The organism is Yersinia sp. 1252 StPb PI (assembly GCF_048593885.1).
Classification (GTDB): domain Bacteria; phylum Pseudomonadota; class Gammaproteobacteria; order Enterobacterales; family Enterobacteriaceae; genus Yersinia; species Yersinia enterocolitica_E.
On record NZ_JAZGQE010000016.1, the window covers coordinates 1 to 21,169 of the forward strand.

Genomic DNA, 21,169 nt, shown 5'->3' on the forward strand with positions numbered 1-21,169 from the left:
TAAAAATACATAATGAAATCTAGTTATCCGAAGGGCTTATGAATAACCATCAAACGATCAACATGGATCTTATGAGGCAAGCGGCAGCAGCGGCTGGTGATGTATTACGGGTGCTGTCAAATGAGGATCGTTTGCTCTTACTGTGTCAATTGAGCCAGGGAGAAAAAGCGGTAGGTGAATTAGAAGCCGAATTGGGGATTCATCAACCAACGTTATCACAACAGCTTGGTGTGCTGCGTAGTGATGGGCTAGTGAACACTCGCCGCGACGGTAAGCGGATATTTTACTCAATCGCCGATAGTAAAGTTTTGGCACTGCTGGAGCTGCTCTATCAGCTTTATTGCCCACAAGAGCAGGAGGCAATATGACTATCGATTGGATTAACTTTACCCCTTACAGTGCACTGGCCGGAGGGGCAGTATTGGGCGTTGCTGTAACGCTTCTATTGTTAGCCACTGGCCGGATTGCTGGTATTAGTGGCATTTTGGGGGGCTTACTTTCGCCAAAAACAGGGGATCGCGGCTGGCGTATGGCATTCATCATTGGTTTGGTTATTTCACCTTTGGTTTATTCGCTGTTTACCGCATTACCGGCTATCCAAATTGATGCAGGTTTGCCCACTCTGATTTTAGCCGGATTGTTGGTAGGAATTGGGACACGCTATGGTGCCGGATGTACCAGTGGGCATGGCGTCTGTGGGCTAGCTCGTTTCTCGCCACGTTCACTGGTGGCGACATTGAGCTTTATGTTTACCGGCTTTATCACTGTGGGGCTGGTTCGCCATCTATTTGCTTAGGAACAGAATATGAATCTATTTTTCTCGCTGTTGGCCGGGCTGATATTTGGTTTGGGCTTGATAGTTGCAGGTATGGCCAACCCTGCCAAGGTCTTAGGTTTTCTCGACATTAGCGGCTTATGGGACCCGTCATTGGCATTGGTGATGGCAGCCGCAGTGGCTATCGCGCTACTCGGTTTTACCTGGGCCAAAAAACGTAAAGTCAGTTTGCTGGGACAACCCTTGCAATTGCCAGCCTCTAATCGTATTGATCGGCGGTTAATTGGCGGTAGCCTGTTGTTTGGCGTCGGTTGGGGATTGGCGGGGATATGCCCTGGGCCGGCACTGGTATTGCTGGGCGCAGGGATGTTCAAAGGGGGTGTTTTTGTCGCCGCGATGGTGGCGGGAATGGCAATATTTAGCCTACTAGAGCGTGTTCGTTAGATATAAAAAACCCCGCCAGGCGGGGTTTTTGCTGTTCAGCGCTTAACGGTTGAAGCTTATTTCAAGCCTGCAGCATCACGCAACAAAGCGGCTTTGTCGGTTTTTTCCCAAGGGAATTCTTCACGACCAAAGTGACCATAAGCTGCGGTTGCTTGATAGATCGGATGCAGCAGATCCAGCATCTGAATCAGGCCATAAGGGCGCAGTTCGAAGAATTCACGTACCAAGGTAATCAATTGATCCTCAGAGACCTTACCCGTGCCGAATGTTTCCACCATGATGGAAGTAGGCTCTGCCACGCCAATGGCGTATGAAACCTGAATCTCGCAACGGTCAGCCAGGCCAGCCGCAACAATATTTTTCGCTACATAACGGGCAGCATATGCTGCTGAGCGGTCAACCTTGGATGGATCTTTACCGGAGAATGCACCGCCACCATGACGAGCCATGCCGCCGTAGGTATCAACAATGATTTTACGCCCCGTCAGACCACAGTCGCCCATTGGGCCACCGATAACGAAACGGCCTGTTGGGTTGATATGATATTTGGTGGCTGCGGTGAGCCACTCAACAGGTAGAACCGGCTTGATAATCTCTTCCATCACCGCTTCTTGTAAATCTTTCAGACTGATATCTTCTGAATGCTGCGTCGACAGAACAACCGCATCAATACCGACAATCTTGCCGTTATCATACTGGAAGGTAATCTGGCTTTTTGCATCCGGGCGCAGCCATGGTAAGGTGCCATTTTTACGCACTTCAGCCTGACGCTTTACCAAACGGTGTGCATAGGTAATAGGTGCAGGCATTAAAACGTCGGTTTCGTTAGTGGCATAGCCGAACATCAGACCCTGGTCACCCGCGCCTTGTTCTAATGGGTCTGAACGGTCAACACCCTGATTAATATCAGGTGATTGCTTCCCAATCGCACTTAAAACGGCGCAAGAGTTAGCATCAAACCCCATCTCAGAATTAACATAACCGATTTCGCGCACGGTTTTACGGGTGATCTCTTCGATATCTACCCATGCGTTAGTGGTAACTTCACCGCCAACTAATACCATACCCGTTTTGACATAGGTCTCGCAGGCAACACGCGCTTTTGGGTCTTGCTCAAGAATTGCGTCCAGTACCGCATCTGAAATCTGATCAGCGATTTTGTCTGGATGCCCTTCAGAGACAGATTCCGACGTAAATAAGTGTTTAGCCATTATTTTCTTTACCTTGAATACAAGTGAAAAGTCACTGCATAGCGTTGGGTGCCAGACAACAGAAACCTACGTTTAGTTAGGTATGCTGATGCATTGATGTTTTGCAACGCCTCTTTAGGCAAAGCCTTTAGCAGTCGATCCCATTTGTACTTGAAGCTGCCAGGTTGTTAGCTGCACGCAGTCTTCCGAACCACTCATTTGAGTAAGCTCATCGGGCTGATTCGTCTGCTGCCCACCCGCAACGCCAAGTTTTTTGGGCATATAAATTTAGAAGCCTTGCATGATTTGTCACATACTTAGCATTGTAGCAATTAAAATGTTTGGATGTATTAACATCTGGACGTCTATTTTAGGTCAGCTTTTACTCTTAATGCCAGCCCTTTTTGCATCAAGATATTTCTCGCTTTGGTTGTCACTTGATTTATTTACCGCTTGATACAGTTACGCGCTATTTTCATTTTGCATTTTGCTCGCGTTATAGGTATAAACTGCGCGCGCAGCTTATTTGATATGCAATGATGAAGATGGCAGAGGATGACATTAGCTCATTGTTACATTTGCAGAGTTTTGCACTCAGGTGCTTAACCGTGAATGGGCACGAAAATAGTGGCGTCATCAAACTGTTACTTAATCTGTCTATACCCAATAGATTTCAATATGCAGCTATTTCCCCTGTAACTTGAAAGATGACGGGTTTATTTAAAGTCTTGTCCGTTCAATCTGAGCGGCATGCGTGGAGGTGGTTGGATTAATGATCCGTTGTCAACTGGTTGCTGCACATCAACAGCTACGTCGTTCTGACGTTCAATCCCCCTTTGCAACCTTCCTTTCTTGTACTCCATCAAGGCGATGTTACACCCACATGGGTGCGTCTCAGGATTCGCGGGCAGGTTAACAGCCGCCTGAAGCACTGAATTCGGCTAGCCTGACCACTTTGCGGCTAATCCGATTCACAAAATCTCAATACGTATTTACAGTCGAACGTATTTTCCATTTAAACGTGTTTTACCCTTTTGGGTAATGAATAGCTGAGTGATAAACCACTTGTGGATAGCGCTTTGCAGCGTAATATTCTGCCGATTCGGCGTCCACGTGGGTTGTCCTTGCTGGTTGTAGCTGCGATAGTGGCTGACTTTATCGTCAGTATCGCAATAGAGGCGAATTATGTCTGATGATAACTTGATTGGCCGTCCGGTAGCTGCGGGCGCACATGTTTCTTTACGCTCTATGCAGGAGGTTGCCATGAATGACCGTAATGCCAGCAAGATGCTGAGCACGTATAACGTCGCCTATTGGGGTGGCAACTATTATGACGTCAACGAGTTGGGTCATATCAGCGTTTGCCCTGATCCCGATGTTCGTGAGGCGCGTGTCGATCTGGCGCAACTGGTCAAAGGAATGCAGCTTGAGCAGGGGCAACGTCTGCCTGCACTATTCTGTTTCCCACAAATTTTACAACATCGCCTACGCTCAATTAACGGTGCATTTAAACGTGCGCGTGAGTCATTTGGCTATGAAGGCGACTACTTCCTGGTTTACCCGATTAAAGTAAACCAGCATCGCCGGGTTATTGAGTCTTTAGTCAATTCTGGTGAGCCGTTGGGACTGGAAGCTGGCTCTAAAGCTGAAATGATGGCGGTTTTGGCCCATGCAGGTATGACCCGTTCGGTCATCGTTTGTAACGGTTATAAAGATCGCGAATATATTCGTCTGGCATTAATCGGCGAAAAACTGGGCCATAAGGTTTATCTGGTCATCGAAAAGATGTCAGAAATCAAAATGGTATTGGAAGAAGCCGAACGCTTGAATGTGGTTCCGCGCCTGGGTGTTCGTGCGCGCCTTGCATCACAAGGTTCCGGTAAATGGCAGGCCAGCGGTGGTGAGAAATCCAAATTTGGTTTGTCTGCCACCCAAGTGCTGCAATTGGTTGATATGCTGCGTGACGCCAATAGTCTCGAAAGCCTGCAATTACTGCATTTCCATTTGGGATCTCAGCTATCCAACATCCGTGATATCTCCACCGGGGTTCGTGAGTCCGCACGTTTCTATGTGGAATTACACAAGCTGGGTGTCAATATCCAGTGCTTCGATGTGGGTGGTGGTTTGGGGGTGGATTACGAAGGGACGCGTTCTCAGTCCGATTGCTCAGTAAACTATGGCCTGAATGAATATGCCAACAACGTTATCTGGGGGATCGGTGATGCTTGTAATGAACATGGCCTGCCGCATCCTACCGTGATTACGGAATCGGGCCGCGCAGTCACCGCGCACCATACCGTGCTGGTTTCCAATGTGATCGGCGTAGAACGCAATGAATTTAATGAGCCACAGCCACCGGAAGAAGATGCACCTCGTGCGCTGATAAGCCTGTGGGATACCTGGCTGGAAATGCAAGAGCCGGAAAACCGCCGCTCTCTGCGCGAATGGCTACACGACAGTCAAATGGACTTACATGATGTGCATAGCCAATATGCCCACGGTATATTGGATCTGACACAACGCGCTTGGGCAGAACAGATGTATCTGAGTATCTGCAATGATATCCAGAAGCAACTGGACCCAAGCAACCGTGCACACCGGCCAATTATTGATGAGCTGCAAGAACGTATGGCTGACAAGCTGTACGTGAATTTCTCGCTGTTCCAATCTATGCCGGATGCCTGGGGTATCGATCAGCTATTCCCAGTTTTGCCACTGGAAGGGCTAGATAAACCACCAGAGCGCCGTGCGGTATTGCTGGATATTACTTGTGACTCAGACGGTACCATCGACCATTATATCGACGGTGATGGGGTAGCAACCACCATGCCGATGCCGCCATATGATGCAGAAAACCCGCCATTGTTGGGCTTCTTTATGGTTGGTGCCTATCAAGAGATTCTGGGCAATATGCATAACTTGTTTGGCGATACTGCCGCGGTTGATGTGTATGTATTCCCAGACGGCACGGTTGAAGTTGAGCAGACTGACGAAGGTGATACCGTCGCAGATATGCTGGAATATGTTCAGTTGAACCCAGAGAAATTGTTGAACCAATTCCGTGATCAGGTGAAAGAAACTGATCTGGATACCGAGTTGCAGGCGCAGTTTATGGAAGAGTTCGAAGCAGGACTGTACGGTTATACTTATCTCGAAGATGAGTAACGGCTAACGGCTTCTATCTCAACGGAATAAATCTCTCTATTTAAGGGCAAACTCAGGTTTGCCCTTTTTGTTTGCCCCTGTCACTGGTGATTGTCCAAATATCAACCACACTAATATTGGTCATTTATGATGCTTAGCTGAGAGGTGCTTGAATGGGATGGGTCAGTGTTTGTAAGGTAAATTACGTTAAGCCCGATTTTCCTTTCTCAGCGCAGATTGATGATAAAAGGATTGGCGTCTATGTCATCGATGGTGAGTATTTCGCGATGCAGGATATTTGCCCTCACGCTAATGCGTTGCTAAGTCAGGGTTTTATGGATGGAGAAACCGTTGAATGCCCACTGCACGGTGCACTATTTGATGTGCGGACCGGCCAGTGCTTGCGTGAGCCAGGCGATAGGGATTTAGCAACCTATCCAGTGCGCATTAAAGGTGATCAGATTGAGGTAAATCTGGACGTAGGTAGTGGCGGGTAATATTTAGTAATAAGAGACTAACGCCCGCCAAATCACGGGCGTTATACAGTGATAATGGACGGGATTTACTTCTCAGCAGCAATACGTTGGCGAATATGATCAGCCCGCGCTTGTGAAGATGGATGATCGTCAAACATGCTACTGGTACGGCCTGCTTCCATGGTTGCCAATTTTTCAAAGCTAGTGACTAAACCATTTGGATCGATACCGCGTTTTTTCAACAAATCGAATGAGTAATCATCCGCTTCGCTTTCTTGTTTCTGTGAAAATTGAGCGTTAACCAACTTCTCACCAATATCTGCTAATTGAGACTGAGATAACTGCCCGGCAATCCCGCCCGCGGAACTGGCTGCGGTGCGCAGGGCTGTGGTGCCATAGGCCACTTGCATCGCTTTACGGGTATGCCCCAATGCCACATGGCCCATCTCATGACCGAGTACACCTTCCACTTCATTGTCGGTCATCATGTCCATCAGGCCGCTATAGACACGAATACAACCATTTGCCATGGCCCAGGCATTCACATCCTTTGTGACATACACTTTATAGTTAGCTGGCGTACCATTAATGTTATCGCCTAATGCGGCTGAAATTTTCACCAACCGTTTGGCATAGGTACTGTCTGCTGGCGCTATCTGCGCTTTCTGATCCATTTCAGCGCAAGATTTTTCGCTGAGCATTTTTACATCAGCATCATTCAAGGTTGCCGCTTGAAATGCCTGTGCGCCTGACTGCATTAAGCCATCAGTATTCATATTCTGGCAGCCGCTAAGCAGTGCTGTAAGGCTCAGTGCAATCATTGAGGTACGAATTTTCATAACACTTTCTTCCTGTGGTTATGCCATTTTATTATTGGAGAGGACCGTTCTCTTCGTGATGATAACGTATCAGTTGCGTTATCTATCCATCATTATTCGCCAACAGTCACTGTTGCATTCTTATTAACTATTGCATTAATCGCTGTTGAATCGACGACGGTTGTTCTACTCTGTCGGCAATAGGTCTTGCCCGAAATATTCGTGGCAACGTATGGTTTATATCGGTTTGTTTGCAAAAACGAACACTGCCAGCCGACAGAGTGGTTAATACACTCATTGTGTGGCTAAAAACGCAGCGAGGGTAACGCGACTCAATCGTTACAGCTATAGCTTTATTCTGAAAATATGGAAGTTTTAGCTCATTTAGTTTTAGTGATTGCCGTTTCAATGCTGAGTCTGAGAAAATGGTAAACTTGAACGCTTTTTTTTAATCCGACCTGGAGTAAAACATGTCCTCTCGTAAAGAGCTTGCCAACGCGATCCGCGCACTAAGCATGGACGCAGTGCAGAAAGCGAATTCCGGCCACCCCGGCGCCCCTATGGGTATGGCAGATATCGCCGAAGTTTTGTGGCGTGACTATTTGAACCATAACCCAACCAATCCACACTGGGCTGATCGCGACCGTTTCGTGTTATCGAATGGTCACGGCTCCATGTTGATCTATAGCTTGCTGCATCTCACTGGCTATGACTTGCCGATGGAAGAGCTGAAAAACTTCCGTCAGTTACACTCTAAAACGCCTGGTCACCCTGAATATGGCTATACCGCTGGCGTAGAAACCACCACCGGCCCGCTGGGTCAGGGCATTGCGAATGCGGTTGGTTTCGCCATTGCAGAACGCACGCTGGCCGCACAGTTTAACCGCCCAAGCCATGACGTTGTTGATCATCACACCTACACATTTATGGGTGATGGCTGCATGATGGAAGGTATCTCCCACGAGGTTTGCTCTCTGGCGGGCACCATGAAGCTGGGCAAACTGACCGCTTTCTATGATGACAACGGTATCTCTATCGATGGTCACGTTGAAGGTTGGTTCACTGACGACACGGCGGCACGTTTCGAAGCTTACGGCTGGCATGTGGTTCGTGGTGTTGATGGCCATAACGCTGATTCAATCAAAGCGGCTATCGAAGAAGCTCACAAAGTTACCGACAAACCTTCACTGCTGATGTGCAAAACCATTATCGGTTTTGGCTCACCGAAGAAGGCCGGTACGCATGACTCACACGGTGCACCATTAGGTGCTGATGAAGTTGCTGCTACCCGTGAAGCATTGGGTTGGAAATACCCTGCATTTGAAATCCCACAAAATATCTATGCTGAGTGGGATGCTAAAGAAGCCGGCCAGGCAAAAGAAGCTGCCTGGAACGAGAAGTTCGCAGCTTATGCCAAAGCTTATCCAGAACTGGCTGCTGAATTCAAACGTCGTGTCAGCGGTGAATTGCCTGCTAACTGGGCGACTGAATCCAAGAATTTCATCGAACAATTGCAAGCTAATCCTGCCAAGATTGCCAGCCGCAAAGCATCACAAAATGCGCTGGAAGCCTTCGGTAAAGTGTTACCTGAATTCTTGGGCGGCTCTGCTGACCTGGCACCAAGTAACCTGACTATCTGGTCTGGTTCTAAATCACTGAGCGATGATCTGGCGGGTAACTACATTCACTACGGTGTACGTGAATTTGGTATGTCTGCCATCATGAACGGTATTGCTCTGCACGGTGGTTTCATTCCTTACGGCGCAACCTTCCTGATGTTTGTGGAATATGCCCGTAACGCGGTGCGTATGGCTGCTCTGATGAAAATCCGCAGCATATTCGTTTACACCCATGACTCTATTGGTCTGGGCGAAGATGGCCCAACCCATCAGCCGGTTGAGCAGATGGCCAGCCTGCGTGTAACACCAAACATGAGCACCTGGCGTCCTTGTGACCAGGTTGAGTCTGCGGTGGCATGGCAGTATGCGCTGGAACGCAAAGATGGCCCGAGTGCACTGATCTTCTCCCGTCAGAATCTGGCACAACAGCCACGCTCTGCTGAGCAGTTAGCCAATATCGCTAAAGGCGCATATGTACTGAAAGATTGTGCAGGCCAGCCTGAACTGATCTTCATTGCTACCGGTTCTGAAGTTGAACTGGCAGTGGCAGCAGCAGATCAGCTGACCGCCGCAGGCCACAAAGTGCGTGTTGTTTCTATGCCATCAACTGATGCATTCGACAAACAAGACGCCGCTTACCGTGAATCTGTATTGCCAGCAGCGGTTAGCGCGCGCGTTGCCGTTGAAGCCGGTATTGCCGATTACTGGTACAAATACGTTGGCCTGAATGGCGCGGTGGTTGGTATGACCACCTTCGGTGAATCTGCACCAGCAGAGTTGCTGTTCAAAGAGTTTGGTTTCACTGTTGAAAACGTGGTAGCGAAAGCTCAGGCGCTGTTGAAATAAGAGACTGCATTACTATTAAATATGCCCAAAAAACTTGGCGGTGCCGCTAGCATTACAGCAGTTCCAAGCCCAAAGGGTATATCGGGTGTAAACGGTGATGACAATCCCGGTAATACACCTGTTAAAAGACCGCTTCGGCGGTCTTTTTTTTCGCCAATTGATGGATGTATTGTGCCCTTTATCAGGCAGATATTCCTTTTATGATTAGTTTGGTTTATTCTGGCTGAAGCGTTTCAGTCATGATTGATTTTCAGTTTCAGTAAAATTCGCTGAGGAAAAAGCCGGAAGTATTCTGGCCCAATTGTGATAAGACGATTAACATCTTAGGGTACGGTGCAGTACGCTATGGGATTGCATGATAATAACCAGAAACAGGGAGTAACATGACAATCCGCATAGCGATAAATGGCTTTGGCCGTATTGGCCGTAGCGTTTTACGCGCATTGTATGAATCAGGTCGCCGGGCAGAAATTTCAGTAGTTGCTATTAATGAGTTGGCTAATGCACAAGGGATGGCCCATTTACTGAAGTATGACTCCAGCCATGGTCGGTTTGCCTGGGATGTTCGTCAGGAATGTGACAATTTGTACGTCGGTGACGATATTATCCGGCTGATACATCAGCCAGAAATAGAGCAGTTACCTTGGGGTGAGTTAGGAATTGATGTTGTTCTGGATTGTAGCGGCGTGTATGGCAGCCGTGCCGATGGCGAGGCGCATATTGCCTCCGGTGCCAAAAAGGTACTGTTTGCCCATCCTGGCGGCAATGATTTAGACGCAACAGTAGTCTATGGTGTAAACCATCAAGATTTACTGGCGGAGCACCGGATTGTTTCCAACGCTTCCTGTACTACGAACTGCATTATTCCTATTATTCAGTTGTTGGATATCGCTTATGGCATCGAGTCTGGCACTGTGACTACCATTCATTCATCAATGAATGATCAACCCGTTATCGATGCTTATCATCAGGATTTACGCCGTACCCGGGCAGCAAGTCAGTCAATTATCCCGGTTGACACTAAACTGGCGGCAGGGATTACCCGTATTTTTCCGAAGTTTTGTGACAGGTTTGAAGCTATCTCGGTACGGGTGCCAACCATCAACGTAACCGCTATTGATTTAAGCGTTAGCGTGACAAACCCGGTTGGTGTTGCTGAGGTTAACCAGCTTTTTCAAAAGGCAGCAAGAGGTTCATTTCGTGGTATAGTTGACTATACGGAATTACCCTTGGTGTCGATCGATTTTAACCATGATCCGCACAGTGCAATTGTCGATTGCACGCAGACTCGGGTCAGTGGGCAGCACCTGATTAAGACCTTGGTATGGTGCGATAACGAATGGGGTTTCGCCAATAGAATGTTGGATACGACATTGGCGATGGCCCGAAGTGGTTTCTAGTATGGCATGTTAACGTCTTGTTTTTCCGTGTTTTACTGCGGTTATAACTGCGTTGATGTGCAGCTTATGCAACTTTAAAGAGAATCAACAAGAGGATTCACCATGTCTGTAATTAAGATGACCGATCTGAGTCTGGCAGGCCTTCGCGTGCTGATCCGTGCGGACCTCAATGTGCCGATAAAAGATGGCAAAGTGACGTCTGATGCGCGTATCCGTGCATCTCTGCCGACGATTGAAGCGGCACTGAAGCAAGGCGCTAAAGTAATGGTTACCTCTCACTTGGGTCGCCCGACCGAAGGCGAGTACAATGAAGAGTTTTCCTTGCTGCCAGTAGTTAACTACCTGAAAGACAAACTGTCTTCTCCGGTACGTCTGGCGAAAGACTATCTGGACGGCGTTGAGATTGCAGCAGGCGAGTTGGTTGTGCTGGAAAACGTTCGCTTTAACAAAGGCGAGAAGAAAGACGACGAAACGCTGTCTAAGAAATATGCGGCACTGTGTGACGTCTATGTGATGGATGCGTTTGGTACTGCTCACCGTGCACAAGCTTCTACTCACGGTGTGGGTAAATTTGCTCCTGTCGCCTGTGCCGGCCCGCTGTTGTCAGCAGAGCTGGAAGCACTGGGTAAAGCGCTGGGTAACCCAGCACGCCCAATGGTTGCCATTGTGGGTGGTTCTAAAGTATCAACCAAACTGACCGTGCTTGGCGCACTGTCTAAAATCGCCGATCAACTGATTGTTGGTGGTGGTATCGCCAATACCTTCGTTGCAGCTCAAGGCAACAATGTCGGTAAATCTCTGTACGAAGCAGACCTGATTCCAGAAGCCAAGCGCCTGCTGGAAACCTGTGATATCCCGGTTCCTACCGATGTGCGTGTGGCAACCGAATTCTCTGAAACTGCTGTTGCGACACTGAAACCAGCTAACCAAATCAAAGATGACGAACAAATTCTTGATCTGGGCGACGAGTCTGCACAACGTCTGGCTGAGATCCTGAAAAATGCCAAAACCATTCTGTGGAATGGCCCGGTTGGTGTATTCGAGTTCCCTAATTTCCGTAAAGGGACCGAGATAGTCGCTCGCGCTATCGCTGAGAGCGACGCATTCTCTATCGCGGGCGGTGGTGACACTCTGGCAGCAATCGATCTGTTCGGTATTGCTGACCAAATCTCTTACATTTCTACCGGCGGCGGTGCATTCCTTGAGTTCGTAGAAGGGAAAAAACTGCCAGCGGTGGTGATGCTGGAAGAGCGCGCTAAGCAGTAATTTAGATAACGGGGGGCGAAAGCCGCCCGTTTCGCTTTTAGCTAATGAAGCTCGCGGGCTTTATACCCTAAATAATTCGAGTTGCAGGAAGGCGGCAACGAAATGAACTCAAGGAGTTGAGATAACTCAATGACTTGAGTGAACGATGGCAGCCAACGCACATGCAGTTTGAAGTATGACGGGTATAGGCGATTTACATTTAGGGCCTATCCTCACCGGATAGCTGCTATCTTCAGTCGACGAAACAGGACAACGTACATGTCTAAAATTTTTGATTTCGTAAAACCAGGTGTCATCACAGGTGATGACGTTCAGAAAGTGTTCGCAGTAGCCAAAGAGAACAACTTTGCTCTGCCAGCAGTTAACTGTGTCGGCACCGACTCTATTAACGCAGTGCTGGAAACAGCAGCCAAAGTGCGTGCGCCAGTTATCGTTCAGTTCTCTAACGGTGGTGCAGCATTTATCGCAGGTAAAGGTGTGAAAGCAGAAGGTCAGGGTGCTGCAATCCTGGGCGCTATCTCTGGTGCACATCATGTCCATCAGATGGCTGAACACTATGGTGTTCCTGTTATTCTGCACACCGACCATTGCGCCAAGAAATTGCTGCCATGGTTAGACGGCTTGTTGGACGCAGGTGAGAAACACTTTGCGGCTACCGGCAAACCACTGTTCTCTTCTCACATGATCGACCTGTCTGAAGAGTCCTTGGAAGAAAACATCGAAATTTGTAGCAAATACCTGACTCGCATGGCGAAACTGGGTATGACGCTGGAAATCGAACTGGGTTGCACCGGTGGTGAAGAAGATGGCGTGGACAACAGCCATATGGACGCATCTTCTCTGTATACTCAGCCACAAGATGTTGATTACGCTTACGAAAAACTGAACGCTATCAGCCCACGTTTCACCATCGCTGCCTCTTTCGGTAACGTACACGGTGTTTACAAGCCAGGTAACGTGAAACTGACCCCAACTATTCTGCGTGATTCTCAGGATTATGTTTCCAAGAAACACAATCTGCCGCACAACAGCTTGAACTTCGTATTCCACGGTGGTTCAGGTTCTACTGCTGCTGAAATTAAAGAAGCGGTTAGCTATGGCGTAGTTAAAATGAATATCGACACCGATACCCAATGGGCAACGTGGGAAGGTATTCTGGGCTACTACAAAAAGAACGAAGCTTATCTGCAAGGCCAACTGGGTAACCCAGAAGGTGCTGACAAGCCGAACAAGAAATTCTACGACCCACGTGCGTGGCTGCGTGCTGCACAGGTGACTATGGTTGCTCGTCTGGAAAAAGCTTTTGAAGAACTGAACGCCAAAGACGTTCTGTAATTCAATACTGCTTTGACCGACTTAAAAGGCCCCTTGGGGCCTTTTTTCTTTGCAAAAAACGAATCTAACCTCATTTCCGCCGCCTTGATTGACTGAGTCGTCTGATATTTCAGCGTAAATTTCTCTGCCAAAATTGGCAACAGGCTCATTGTTAGTTACCCTAAACAGGCTGTCAGTTGTAGCCGTCAGCATTTTGCGGTGATTTTTTGCGTAATCTCTCCCGCAGGGAGCTTTTTGTAGGATGATTCAAATGGAAGAATTAAACGTAGTTGATGGTATCAATGAAGCGAGTACCTGGTTGGTGAATAACCAAGATTTGCTGATTCAATACGCGGTTAATCTGGTCGCAGCATTACTTATCTTAACCGTCGGTTCAATCATCGCCAAAATTGCGTCACGGATGCTTGGTCGGGTCATGAAGTTACGTGGCATTGATGTCACCGTCGCAGACTTCCTGGCAGCAATGGCGCGTTACAGCATTCTGGCTTTCACTATCGTTGCGGTGCTGGGACGTTTGGGAGTGCAGACCGCCTCGGTGATTGCCGTTATCGGTGCCGCGGGTTTAGCTGTTGGTTTGGCGCTACAAGGCTCGCTATCGAACTTTGCCGCCGGTGTGCTGCTGGTAGCCTTCCGTCCATTTAAGGCAGGTGAGTATGTCGATCTGGGCGGTGTAGCAGGTACTGTGGTTCAGGTGCAAATTTTCTCAACGACCCTACGGACGGTCGACGACAAAATCATCGTGGTACCCAACGGCAAAATTATTGCTAATAACATCATCAATACCAGCCGTGAACCGAATCGCCGTACCGATATGGTCATCGGTGTTGCCTATGATGCTGATATTGATGTGGTAAAGAAAGTGCTGGGTGACATCATTGCCGCAGATAAACGTATCATGCATGACAAAGGGGTTACCGTGCGTTTGAATGAGATGGCGGCCTCTTCCCTTAACTTCACGGTGCGCGTCTGGACTACCAATGGCGATGCGATGGATGTGTATTGGGATCTGATGGAAAACTTCAAGCGTGCGTTGGATGCTAACAAAATTGGCATTCCTTACCCGCAGATGGACGTGCATTTGCATCAGGTAGCCAAAACTGAGGCAGATTAGCCTGAGAGCCTGGGTACTTGAAGCTGTAGTGTTGTTTACAATTTGGCTATAGCCATGTCAAATCGGGTCGTTATCGGCCCGTTTTTTCCTTTTTCCATCCTTGTTTTCCCGCTTGCTTAACCATTATTAGTTTTACTTATTATTGATAAGAAATATCAATTTCCTCTGATGCTACTCTCCCCGTAATATGCTGCTAATTCCTCTCCAATTCTCTCGGCCAGTTTTGAGTATTATTTAAAGGTAACAGTATGTTAGCTGTCTATTTACAGGGCTTCGCCCTCAGTGCTGCGATGATTTTACCCCTCGGACCACAAAATGCCTTTGTGATGAATCAGGGGATTAAGCGTCAGCACCATTTGATGAGTGCCTCACTTTGTGCGCTGAGTGACATTATCTTGATTTGTGCGGGGATCTTTGGCGGCAGTGCCTTGCTGAGCCGTTCGCCATTGCTACTGGCACTGGTCACATGGGGCGGAGTGGCTTTCCTGCTGTGGTACGGCTGGGGCGCATTGATGGCTGCCTGGCGTGGGGGGGGCTCCTCATCTGCCGCCGCAACCGGCGCGCAAGGGCGTTGGCCAATAGTTATAACCCTACTGGCGGTAACCTGGCTCAATCCGCATGTCTATCTCGATACCTTTGTGGTGCTCGGTAGCCTTGGCAGCCAGTTATTACCCGACTCCCGGCCTTGGTTCGCTTTGGGGGCCGTGAGTGCCTCTATTGCCTGGTTTTTTGCCCTCGCGCTATTGGCTGCGTGGTTATCACCGTGGCTTAACCGCCCAACGTCGCAGCGGGTGATTAATCTGTTGGTCGGAGGGGTAATGTGGTTTATTGCTTTTCAGCTAGCGCAACAAGCACTAAATCTGTGAGTTTTTATCATTAATCCGAATCCCATGATTCATAAGATATGCTACGGTTGATGTGTTAATCCGGTTACCGACAGCAAATTAATCACGCTGCCAATGAGATTCGAGTGAGTGTAATTAACTGCAAATGTATTTGTCGCTGATTGAATTCACTGGTTATCTGGCTGAGGTCGACTGAGTTGTCATAAATAATTTGCCATGTATATCTTAGGAGGCACTGTGAAGTTGAAGACATTGGCTTTGGCCGCAATGATGGGATTAGGGACGTTACCTTTGGCGCTACAAGTTCAGGCAGCCGAAGTGCCAGAAGGGCCGCATGTTGTCACCTCCGGTACCGCCAGTGTTGATGCGACACCGGATATTGCCACTATCGCTATTGAAGTCAGTGTATCTGCCAAAGATGCGGCAGATGCCAAAAAACAGGCGGATACAAGGGTCGCGCAATACTTTGATTTCTTACGTAAAAGTGGCATTGAAAAGAAAGATATCAATGCTGCCAATATTCGTACCCAACCTGAATACGATTACCAGAAAAGCGGTGAAGCGGTCTTGAAGGGATACCGTGCCGTACGCCAGGTTCAGGTAACATTACGCCAACTGGATAAGTTGAATGAGCTGCTAGATGGTGCGCTGAAGTCTGGTCTAAACGAGATCCGTGCGGTGGAACTCGGGGTAGCAAACCCGGACACATACCGTGAGCAGGCGCGTAAAAAAGCCATTGAAAATGCCATTAGCCAGGCAGGATCATTGGCTGATGGATTCAAAGTTAAACTTGGGCCGGTCTACAGCATTCGTTACCACGTCGCTAACTACCAGCCTATGCCGGTAGCACGCATGTTTAAAAGCGCTGAAGCGGCACCAGCCACCGATGCCGCACAGACTTACGAACAGCAGACCATCCATTTTGATGATCAGGTTGATGTCGTGTTTGAACTCCAAACTGCGACCAGTACCGCTAAATAAATCAATCCTGCCGTAATACCTGACGCCCATAAGACAATAGGGCGTCAGTCACCTTTCTCATGGTTCTGCTTTCCGGTGCAAACCGGTGCCAGAACAGCATTCGCCGTTGCAGTAATCCTGGCGTCAGATTGATTAATTCGCCTGAAGCTAGCTCTTTCTCGATTTGCAGATGCGGGATCATACAACAGGTGGTTCCTTGTCGTGCTAACTGCACAAAAGCTTCGGAAGAGTTAACAATATGGCAGGGCACGCTGCCCGGTGATAAATCAAAGTTCTGCTGTAAAAACGCCTGATGCATATCATCCAGATGGTCAAACGCCACCGCTGGCGCTTTCAACAATGCCGAGCGGGTTACGCCATTAGGGAAATAACGCTCAGCGAAAGGTTTGGAGGCGACAAACAGGTAATCCAGCGCACCGAGTTGATCAACCAGACAACTGGGGAGCGGTTGAGGTTGGATACTAACAGCACCCACAACCTCGCCGCGACGTAACCGTTCCTGAGTTCGAGTCTCATCCTCGACTTGTAAATTCAGCCGGATAGGGGAATCAGCCAGCACCGGTTTCAATGCCGGTAGCAACCAGGTCGCCAAACTGTCGGCGTTGACTGCCAGCGACAATAACAGTGGTGTATCTCCGCCATTATCATTGCCCAGCCACTCTTCTTCCAGTAACTCAACTTGATGCAGTAACGCGAGCAGTTTCTGCCCTTGTTCGGTAGGCCGTGGTGGCACGGTGCGCACCAGCAGCGGTTGTCCGAACAGATTCTCTAACTGCTTGATGCGTTGAGATACCGCCGATTGGGTGATGCAAAGTTTTTGTGCAGCGCGTTCAAAACCGCGTTCACGGATCACCGCGTCCAGCGCTTGTAGCGTACGGTAGTCTGGGCGTTTCATCGGAGTCATCTCTCCAAATATTAAGTCGATACAGCACTATGCCACATTTTAGCCAGTTTGTTATGACAGGATGCCAAGGTGTCAGCCACAAATAAACCGGCATAACTGTGATCCGGCTAGAATTAACTACCACGCGAGTTGGCTTTATTCACACAATCACCACTGCGGATGCTCTATAATGACCTCAGGTTTTCTTTCACATCAAGGCGTGAACTTACCATGACTCAGGATGAACTTAAAAAAGCAGTGGGCTGGGCAGCATTAGATTATGTTAAACCCGGTACCATCGTTGGGGTCGGCACTGGCTCGACCGCAGCACATTTTATTGACGCACTTGGCTCCATCAAAGGCCAGATAGAGGGGGCGGTTTCCAGCTCTGATGCCTCTACTGCCAAACTGAAAAGTTACGGCATCCATGTATTCGATTGTAATGAAGTGGATGTATTGGATATCTATGTTGATGGCGCTGATGAAATTAACGACCAGATGCAGATGATCAAAGGCGGTGGTGCTGCGCTGACCCGCGAGAAAATCATTGCTGCTATTGCTCGTCAGTTTATCTGCATCGCGGATGCGTCCAAGCAGGTTGCTATATTGGGTAAGTTCCCGCTGCCGGTTGAAGTTATCCCAATGGCCCGCTCTTATGTGGCTCGTGAACTGGTTAAGCTGGGTGGCTTACCGGAGTATCGTCAGAACGTCCTGACTGATAACGGCAACGTTATTTTGGATGTCCACAATCTGAGTATTTTGGATGCCATTGCGTTAGAAAATAAAATCAATGGTATTGCCGGTGTCGTTACGGTCGGCCTATTTGCTAATCGGGGGGCTGATGTGGCACTGATTGGCACCGCCGACGGCGTTAAGACCATAAAATTAAAGTGATCGGTTAACGCGCTCTCAGGATGAGGTTCGCTACTTCATCCTGAAAGTTTTTTTGCCTTTAAATATCTTTTCTTAAAATCGCTAAATTTGGTGATATATATCACATTTCTTCATTTCGTTTTATTAACCTGCCATTAACCCTCTTCACGCCAGTTTTTTATTCCATAAATTAACATTGGCACTGATTGTTATGCTGGCCGGCAGGCAATCGTTTGTATTGCTGCCCGCGTAATATTTGTTATGTTGACAGGGTGCTGACCGGATTCATTCGATAGCGGCAGCCACATCTGAAGTCTGAAAATAGGGTCGGGGACATGGCAAAAGTATCACTGGAGAAAGACAGAATTAAGTTTCTGTTAGTGGAAGGGGTGCACCAGAGCACGGTTGATAATCTGCGTGCTGCCGGATATAGCAATATTGAATATCATAAAGGTGCCTTAGACACCGAATCACTGAAAGCATCGATCAAAGATGCTCACTTCATCGGCATTCGATCGCGTACGCATCTGTCTGAAGAAGTTTTTGCGGCAGCAGAAAAATTAGTCGCAGTAGGTTGTTTCTGTATCGGTACTAATCAGGTTGATTTAAAAGCGGCTACCAAACGCGGTGTGCCGGTATTCAATGCACCTTTCTCCAATACCCGTTCGGTAGCTGAAATGGTACTGGGCGAGTTACTGCTGATGTTCCGGGGCATTCCATCGGCTAACGCCAAAGCTCACCGTGGTGAGTGGAACAAGCTGGCGGTGGGTTCCTATGAAGCCCGTGGCAAGAAGCTGGGCATTATCGGTTATGGTCATATCGGTACCCAACTAGGGATTCTGGCAGAGAGTGTCGGGATGAAAGTATTTTTCTACGATATCGAAAATAAACTGTCGTTAGGGAATGCACAGCAGGTGCGTCACCTGTCTGATCTGCTGAATATGAGTGATGTGATTAGCCTGCATGTGCCGGAAAACCACTCCACTAAAAACATGATTGGCCCTGAACAGTTGGCTCTGATGAAGCCGGGTGCGATGCTGATTAACGCCTCACGCGGTACCGTGGTCGATATCCCGGCCTTGTGTGATGCGTTGGCCAGCAATCACTTGGCAGGCGCGGCAATCGACGTATTCCCTGAAGAGCCTGCAACTAATAAGGACCCGTTCAATTCACCCTTGTGCGAGTTTGATAATGTGTTGCTAACACCACATATTGGTGGTTCCACTCAGGAAGCGCAGGAAAATATCGGTGATGAAGTGGCAGGTAAGTTGGCGAAGTATTCCGACAACGGCTCAACGCTGTCTGCGGTCAACTTCCCTGAGGTTTCTCTGCCTGCTCACGGCGATAATACCCGCCGTCTGTTGCATATCCATGAGAACCGCCCAGGCATCCTGACCAGCATTAACAAAATCTTTGCCGAACAGAATGTCAACATTGCGGCACAGTATCTGCAAACCAGTGCTGAAATCGGTTATGTCGTCATTGATGTTGAGACTGATGATGCGGAAAATGCAGAAAAAGCATTGCAGGCGATGAAGGCGATCCCGGGAACTATCCGTGCTCGTTTGCTTTACTAGTATACCCTTCGACCTTGATATTGCAGCGTTGTTAGCGGCCTTCGCTCACCCGAATCACTTACTTATGTAAGCTCATCGGGATTATGAGCCTCATCAGAGGCTCCCCCTGCGGGCTAGCGCAAGCGCCGTTCAAAATGGTTTACGACCAATTTGTCGTTCACTTGCTGCCTAGCCGCATTACCAATGGTTTTGGGTATAAATATTTGTATTAAATGACTAAACACCCGCTATCTATAAAATATCGGGTGTTTTTTTATTTTGCAGGATTATCTCTTACCACAGCCACACTTTTGTTGGTGTCACTATCTCTGGCAATGGCACATCCCAAAGCTCACAGGGCAAGTGCTCTACCCATTGGCAATCATGGGCCAGGCCAATAGGATAAGGGCGTCCTTGCTGCCAGTGTTGCAGCGTACGGTCATAAAAGCCACCACCCATACCTAAACGTTGCCCGAGGCTATCAAACGCCACTAACGGGGTTATCACCATATCCAATTGGTTTAGTGGCAGAACTTCTCGCACATCTAATTGTGGTTCAAGGATTTTCAGGCGATTACGGATAAGCGTGCTATCAGGGCGATAACGCAGAAATAATAAATTACCGGGGCTGAAAGGGTGCAAAACCGGCAGATAAACCTGTTTTTGTTGCTGCCATAGCAGCTCAATAATGGGGCGGGTATTGAGTTCACCATCGAAGGAGAGGAACACGGCAATGGTGTTAGCCTGACGGATTCTGTCATGCTCAGCGATATGCTTTGCCGCCAGATGCGCTGACTGATGCTGTTGTTCCGCAGTCAACAGTCGCCGACGTTCACGGATCTCACTACGAATTTTTTGTCGCTCAAGGGCATATTGCGCAGTCAAAGGCATATTATTTATTCAAAAATATGTTGTTGATTTAAAGGATAATTTTTTGATTAAAAAGACATTTTATTGATTCGCAAGATATATTGCTGATGCCAGTAGACAGCCAATGTAAAACGAACGTGATAACCCCAAATGCTGGTTACCCGATAAAGGGGGGATCTCCGAGATGCCGCCGCAGGCTGTAACCCTTGAACCCATGGTTCAAGGTGAACGCAGCGTCGCAACCTTAAGGCTTCTCGGCGGACCGAGCATGCGCACCAGTTACGGAGTCACTACATTCTGTTGGTATTAAATATCGGCTCAGGGGACTGGCCCGCTGGCAAACACCTCAGAGAAATTTTTTACTCACTGCTGAATCTATCATTCAACAGAGATTTATTCAAACTGTGCATCCTGACGTTCAGAGATGCGACCTTGTTCAAGCAACGCCTGTTCAATGGTCTGTTGTAACATCCGAATACGTTGCTCCATATTGGATGCATAGTCACGGGTTTTCAACCTTTCCTGAGCTAATTCGTGACAGACGTTCAATGCTGCGATAAAAACTAACTGCTCAGTATTTGTGACTCTAGTGCGAACTTTGAGATCTTGCAACCGTTGGTTAAGATCTTCTGCTGCCATGTTCAACGCGTCTTGTTGTTCTGGCGGACAATTGACTCTTAACGAGCGACCAAAAATTTGAATATCTACCGGTTGTGCAGACATGCCACCTTCCTGAC

General features: G+C 48.2%; 20 protein-coding genes and 1 other RNA gene. 15 read left to right on the forward strand and 6 right to left on the reverse strand.

Annotated features, from left to right (window positions below; all coding sequences use genetic code 11):
- Positions 1 to 38: 38 nt before the first annotated feature.
- Genes V2A85_RS04350 through V2A85_RS04360 form a run of 3 tightly spaced genes read left to right on the forward strand, consistent with a single transcriptional unit; the run spans position 39 to position 1,219 of the window.
- Positions 39 to 368, forward strand: a complete 330-nt coding sequence (locus V2A85_RS04350) for a metalloregulator ArsR/SmtB family transcription factor (RefSeq protein WP_420070938.1) — start codon at positions 39 to 41, stop codon at positions 366 to 368.
- Positions 365 to 796 (forward strand): YeeE/YedE family protein, encoded by a 432-nt coding sequence (locus V2A85_RS04355; RefSeq protein WP_372560636.1) that lies wholly within the window; start codon positions 365 to 367, stop codon positions 794 to 796. Before V2A85_RS04350 ends, V2A85_RS04355 begins: the two co-directional genes overlap by 4 nt.
- 9 nt (positions 797 to 805) lie before the next feature.
- Positions 806 to 1,219 carry a DUF6691 family protein gene (locus V2A85_RS04360; protein WP_420070939.1) on the forward strand — a complete coding sequence of 138 codons (414 nt, stop codon included), beginning with the start codon at positions 806 to 808 and terminating at the stop codon, positions 1,217 to 1,219.
- Positions 1,220 to 1,275: 56 nt separating this feature from the next.
- On the opposite strand, the gene metK is transcribed toward V2A85_RS04360, so the two are convergent.
- Positions 1,276 to 2,430 carry a methionine adenosyltransferase gene (gene metK, locus V2A85_RS04365; RefSeq protein ID WP_372560638.1) on the reverse strand — a complete coding sequence of 385 codons (1,155 nt, stop codon included), beginning with the start codon at positions 2,428 to 2,430 and terminating at the stop codon, positions 1,276 to 1,278.
- A gap of 751 nt (positions 2,431 to 3,181) precedes the next feature.
- Here metK and V2A85_RS04370 point away from each other — a divergent pair.
- The 3 genes from V2A85_RS04370 to V2A85_RS04380 all read left to right on the forward strand — a co-directional run bounded on the left by V2A85_RS04370 (position 3,182) and on the right by V2A85_RS04380 (position 6,050).
- Entirely contained in the window at positions 3,182 to 3,325 is a 144-nt protein-coding gene (locus V2A85_RS04370) for a hypothetical protein (protein WP_420070940.1), read from the forward strand.
- Positions 3,326 to 3,594: 269 nt separating this feature from the next.
- Positions 3,595 to 5,574 (forward strand): biosynthetic arginine decarboxylase, encoded by a 1,980-nt coding sequence (gene speA / locus V2A85_RS04375; RefSeq protein WP_372560639.1) that lies wholly within the window; start codon positions 3,595 to 3,597, stop codon positions 5,572 to 5,574.
- A gap of 152 nt (positions 5,575 to 5,726) precedes the next feature.
- Positions 5,727 to 6,050 (forward strand): non-heme iron oxygenase ferredoxin subunit, encoded by a 324-nt coding sequence (locus tag V2A85_RS04380; protein ID WP_420070941.1) that lies wholly within the window; start codon positions 5,727 to 5,729, stop codon positions 6,048 to 6,050.
- A 65-nt stretch (positions 6,051 to 6,115) separates the two neighbouring features.
- Here V2A85_RS04380 and V2A85_RS04385 read toward each other — a convergent pair whose 3' ends face one another.
- On the reverse strand, positions 6,116 to 6,868 hold the full coding sequence (locus V2A85_RS04385; RefSeq protein ID WP_372560641.1) for a M48 family metallopeptidase: 753 nt from the start codon (positions 6,866 to 6,868) through the stop codon (positions 6,116 to 6,118).
- A 449-nt stretch (positions 6,869 to 7,317) separates the two neighbouring features.
- Here V2A85_RS04385 and tkt point away from each other — a divergent pair, with 449 nt between their 5' ends.
- The 7 genes from tkt to V2A85_RS04420 all read left to right on the forward strand — a co-directional run bounded on the left by tkt (position 7,318) and on the right by V2A85_RS04420 (position 16,250).
- The gene (tkt, locus tag V2A85_RS04390) at positions 7,318 to 9,312 is read left to right on the forward strand and encodes a transketolase (RefSeq protein WP_372560642.1); all 1,995 of its coding nucleotides are present in this window, start codon (positions 7,318 to 7,320) and stop codon (positions 9,310 to 9,312) included.
- Between the two features lie 383 nt (positions 9,313 to 9,695).
- Complete coding sequence (gene epd, locus V2A85_RS04395) at positions 9,696 to 10,712, forward strand: erythrose-4-phosphate dehydrogenase (RefSeq protein ID WP_420070942.1); 1,017 nt, start codon at positions 9,696 to 9,698, stop codon at positions 10,710 to 10,712.
- A gap of 102 nt (positions 10,713 to 10,814) precedes the next feature.
- The gene (gene pgk, locus V2A85_RS04400; RefSeq protein WP_372560644.1) at positions 10,815 to 11,978 is read left to right on the forward strand and encodes a phosphoglycerate kinase; all 1,164 of its coding nucleotides are present in this window, start codon (positions 10,815 to 10,817) and stop codon (positions 11,976 to 11,978) included.
- Between the two features lie 258 nt (positions 11,979 to 12,236).
- Entirely contained in the window at positions 12,237 to 13,313 is a 1,077-nt protein-coding gene (gene fbaA, locus V2A85_RS04405) for a class II fructose-bisphosphate aldolase (RefSeq protein ID WP_005192802.1), read from the forward strand.
- Between the two features lie 250 nt (positions 13,314 to 13,563).
- Positions 13,564 to 14,424: a small-conductance mechanosensitive channel MscS gene (gene mscS, locus V2A85_RS04410; protein WP_083162727.1), complete on the forward strand. Its 861-nt coding sequence runs from the start codon at positions 13,564 to 13,566 to the stop codon at positions 14,422 to 14,424.
- Positions 14,425 to 14,672: 248 nt separating this feature from the next.
- Positions 14,673 to 15,290, forward strand: a complete 618-nt coding sequence (gene argO / locus V2A85_RS04415; RefSeq protein ID WP_372569594.1) for an arginine exporter ArgO — start codon at positions 14,673 to 14,675, stop codon at positions 15,288 to 15,290.
- Between the two features lie 216 nt (positions 15,291 to 15,506).
- Positions 15,507 to 16,250 carry an oxidative stress defense protein gene (locus tag V2A85_RS04420; RefSeq protein WP_083162731.1) on the forward strand — a complete coding sequence of 248 codons (744 nt, stop codon included), beginning with the start codon at positions 15,507 to 15,509 and terminating at the stop codon, positions 16,248 to 16,250.
- Position 16,251: 1 nt separating this feature from the next.
- Here the strand turns inward: V2A85_RS04420 and V2A85_RS04425 are convergent, their stop codons facing one another.
- Positions 16,252 to 17,145: a LysR family transcriptional regulator ArgP gene (locus V2A85_RS04425; protein WP_005163344.1), complete on the reverse strand. Its 894-nt coding sequence runs from the start codon at positions 17,143 to 17,145 to the stop codon at positions 16,252 to 16,254.
- Between the two features lie 219 nt (positions 17,146 to 17,364).
- On the opposite strand from V2A85_RS04425, the gene rpiA reads away from it, so the two are divergent.
- Complete coding sequence (rpiA, locus tag V2A85_RS04430; protein WP_083162733.1) at positions 17,365 to 18,027, forward strand: ribose-5-phosphate isomerase RpiA; 663 nt, start codon at positions 17,365 to 17,367, stop codon at positions 18,025 to 18,027.
- Positions 18,028 to 18,341: 314 nt separating this feature from the next.
- Positions 18,342 to 19,583, forward strand: coding sequence for a phosphoglycerate dehydrogenase (gene serA / locus V2A85_RS04435; protein ID WP_083162735.1), 1,242 nt, complete (start codon positions 18,342 to 18,344; stop codon positions 19,581 to 19,583).
- Positions 19,584 to 19,856: 273 nt separating this feature from the next.
- On the opposite strand, the gene V2A85_RS04440 is transcribed toward serA, so the two are convergent.
- The 3 genes from V2A85_RS04440 to zapA form a co-directional block, all read right to left on the reverse strand.
- Complete coding sequence (locus tag V2A85_RS04440; protein WP_420070943.1) at positions 19,857 to 20,453, reverse strand: 5-formyltetrahydrofolate cyclo-ligase; 597 nt, start codon at positions 20,451 to 20,453, stop codon at positions 19,857 to 19,859.
- Between the two features lie 151 nt (positions 20,454 to 20,604).
- A non-coding RNA gene (gene ssrS, locus V2A85_RS04445) (6S RNA) lies at positions 20,605 to 20,788 on the reverse strand.
- A gap of 37 nt (positions 20,789 to 20,825) precedes the next feature.
- Positions 20,826 to 21,155 (reverse strand): cell division protein ZapA, encoded by a 330-nt coding sequence (gene zapA, locus V2A85_RS04450; protein ID WP_004706812.1) that lies wholly within the window; start codon positions 21,153 to 21,155, stop codon positions 20,826 to 20,828.
- Positions 21,156 to 21,169: the final 14 nt, after the last annotated feature.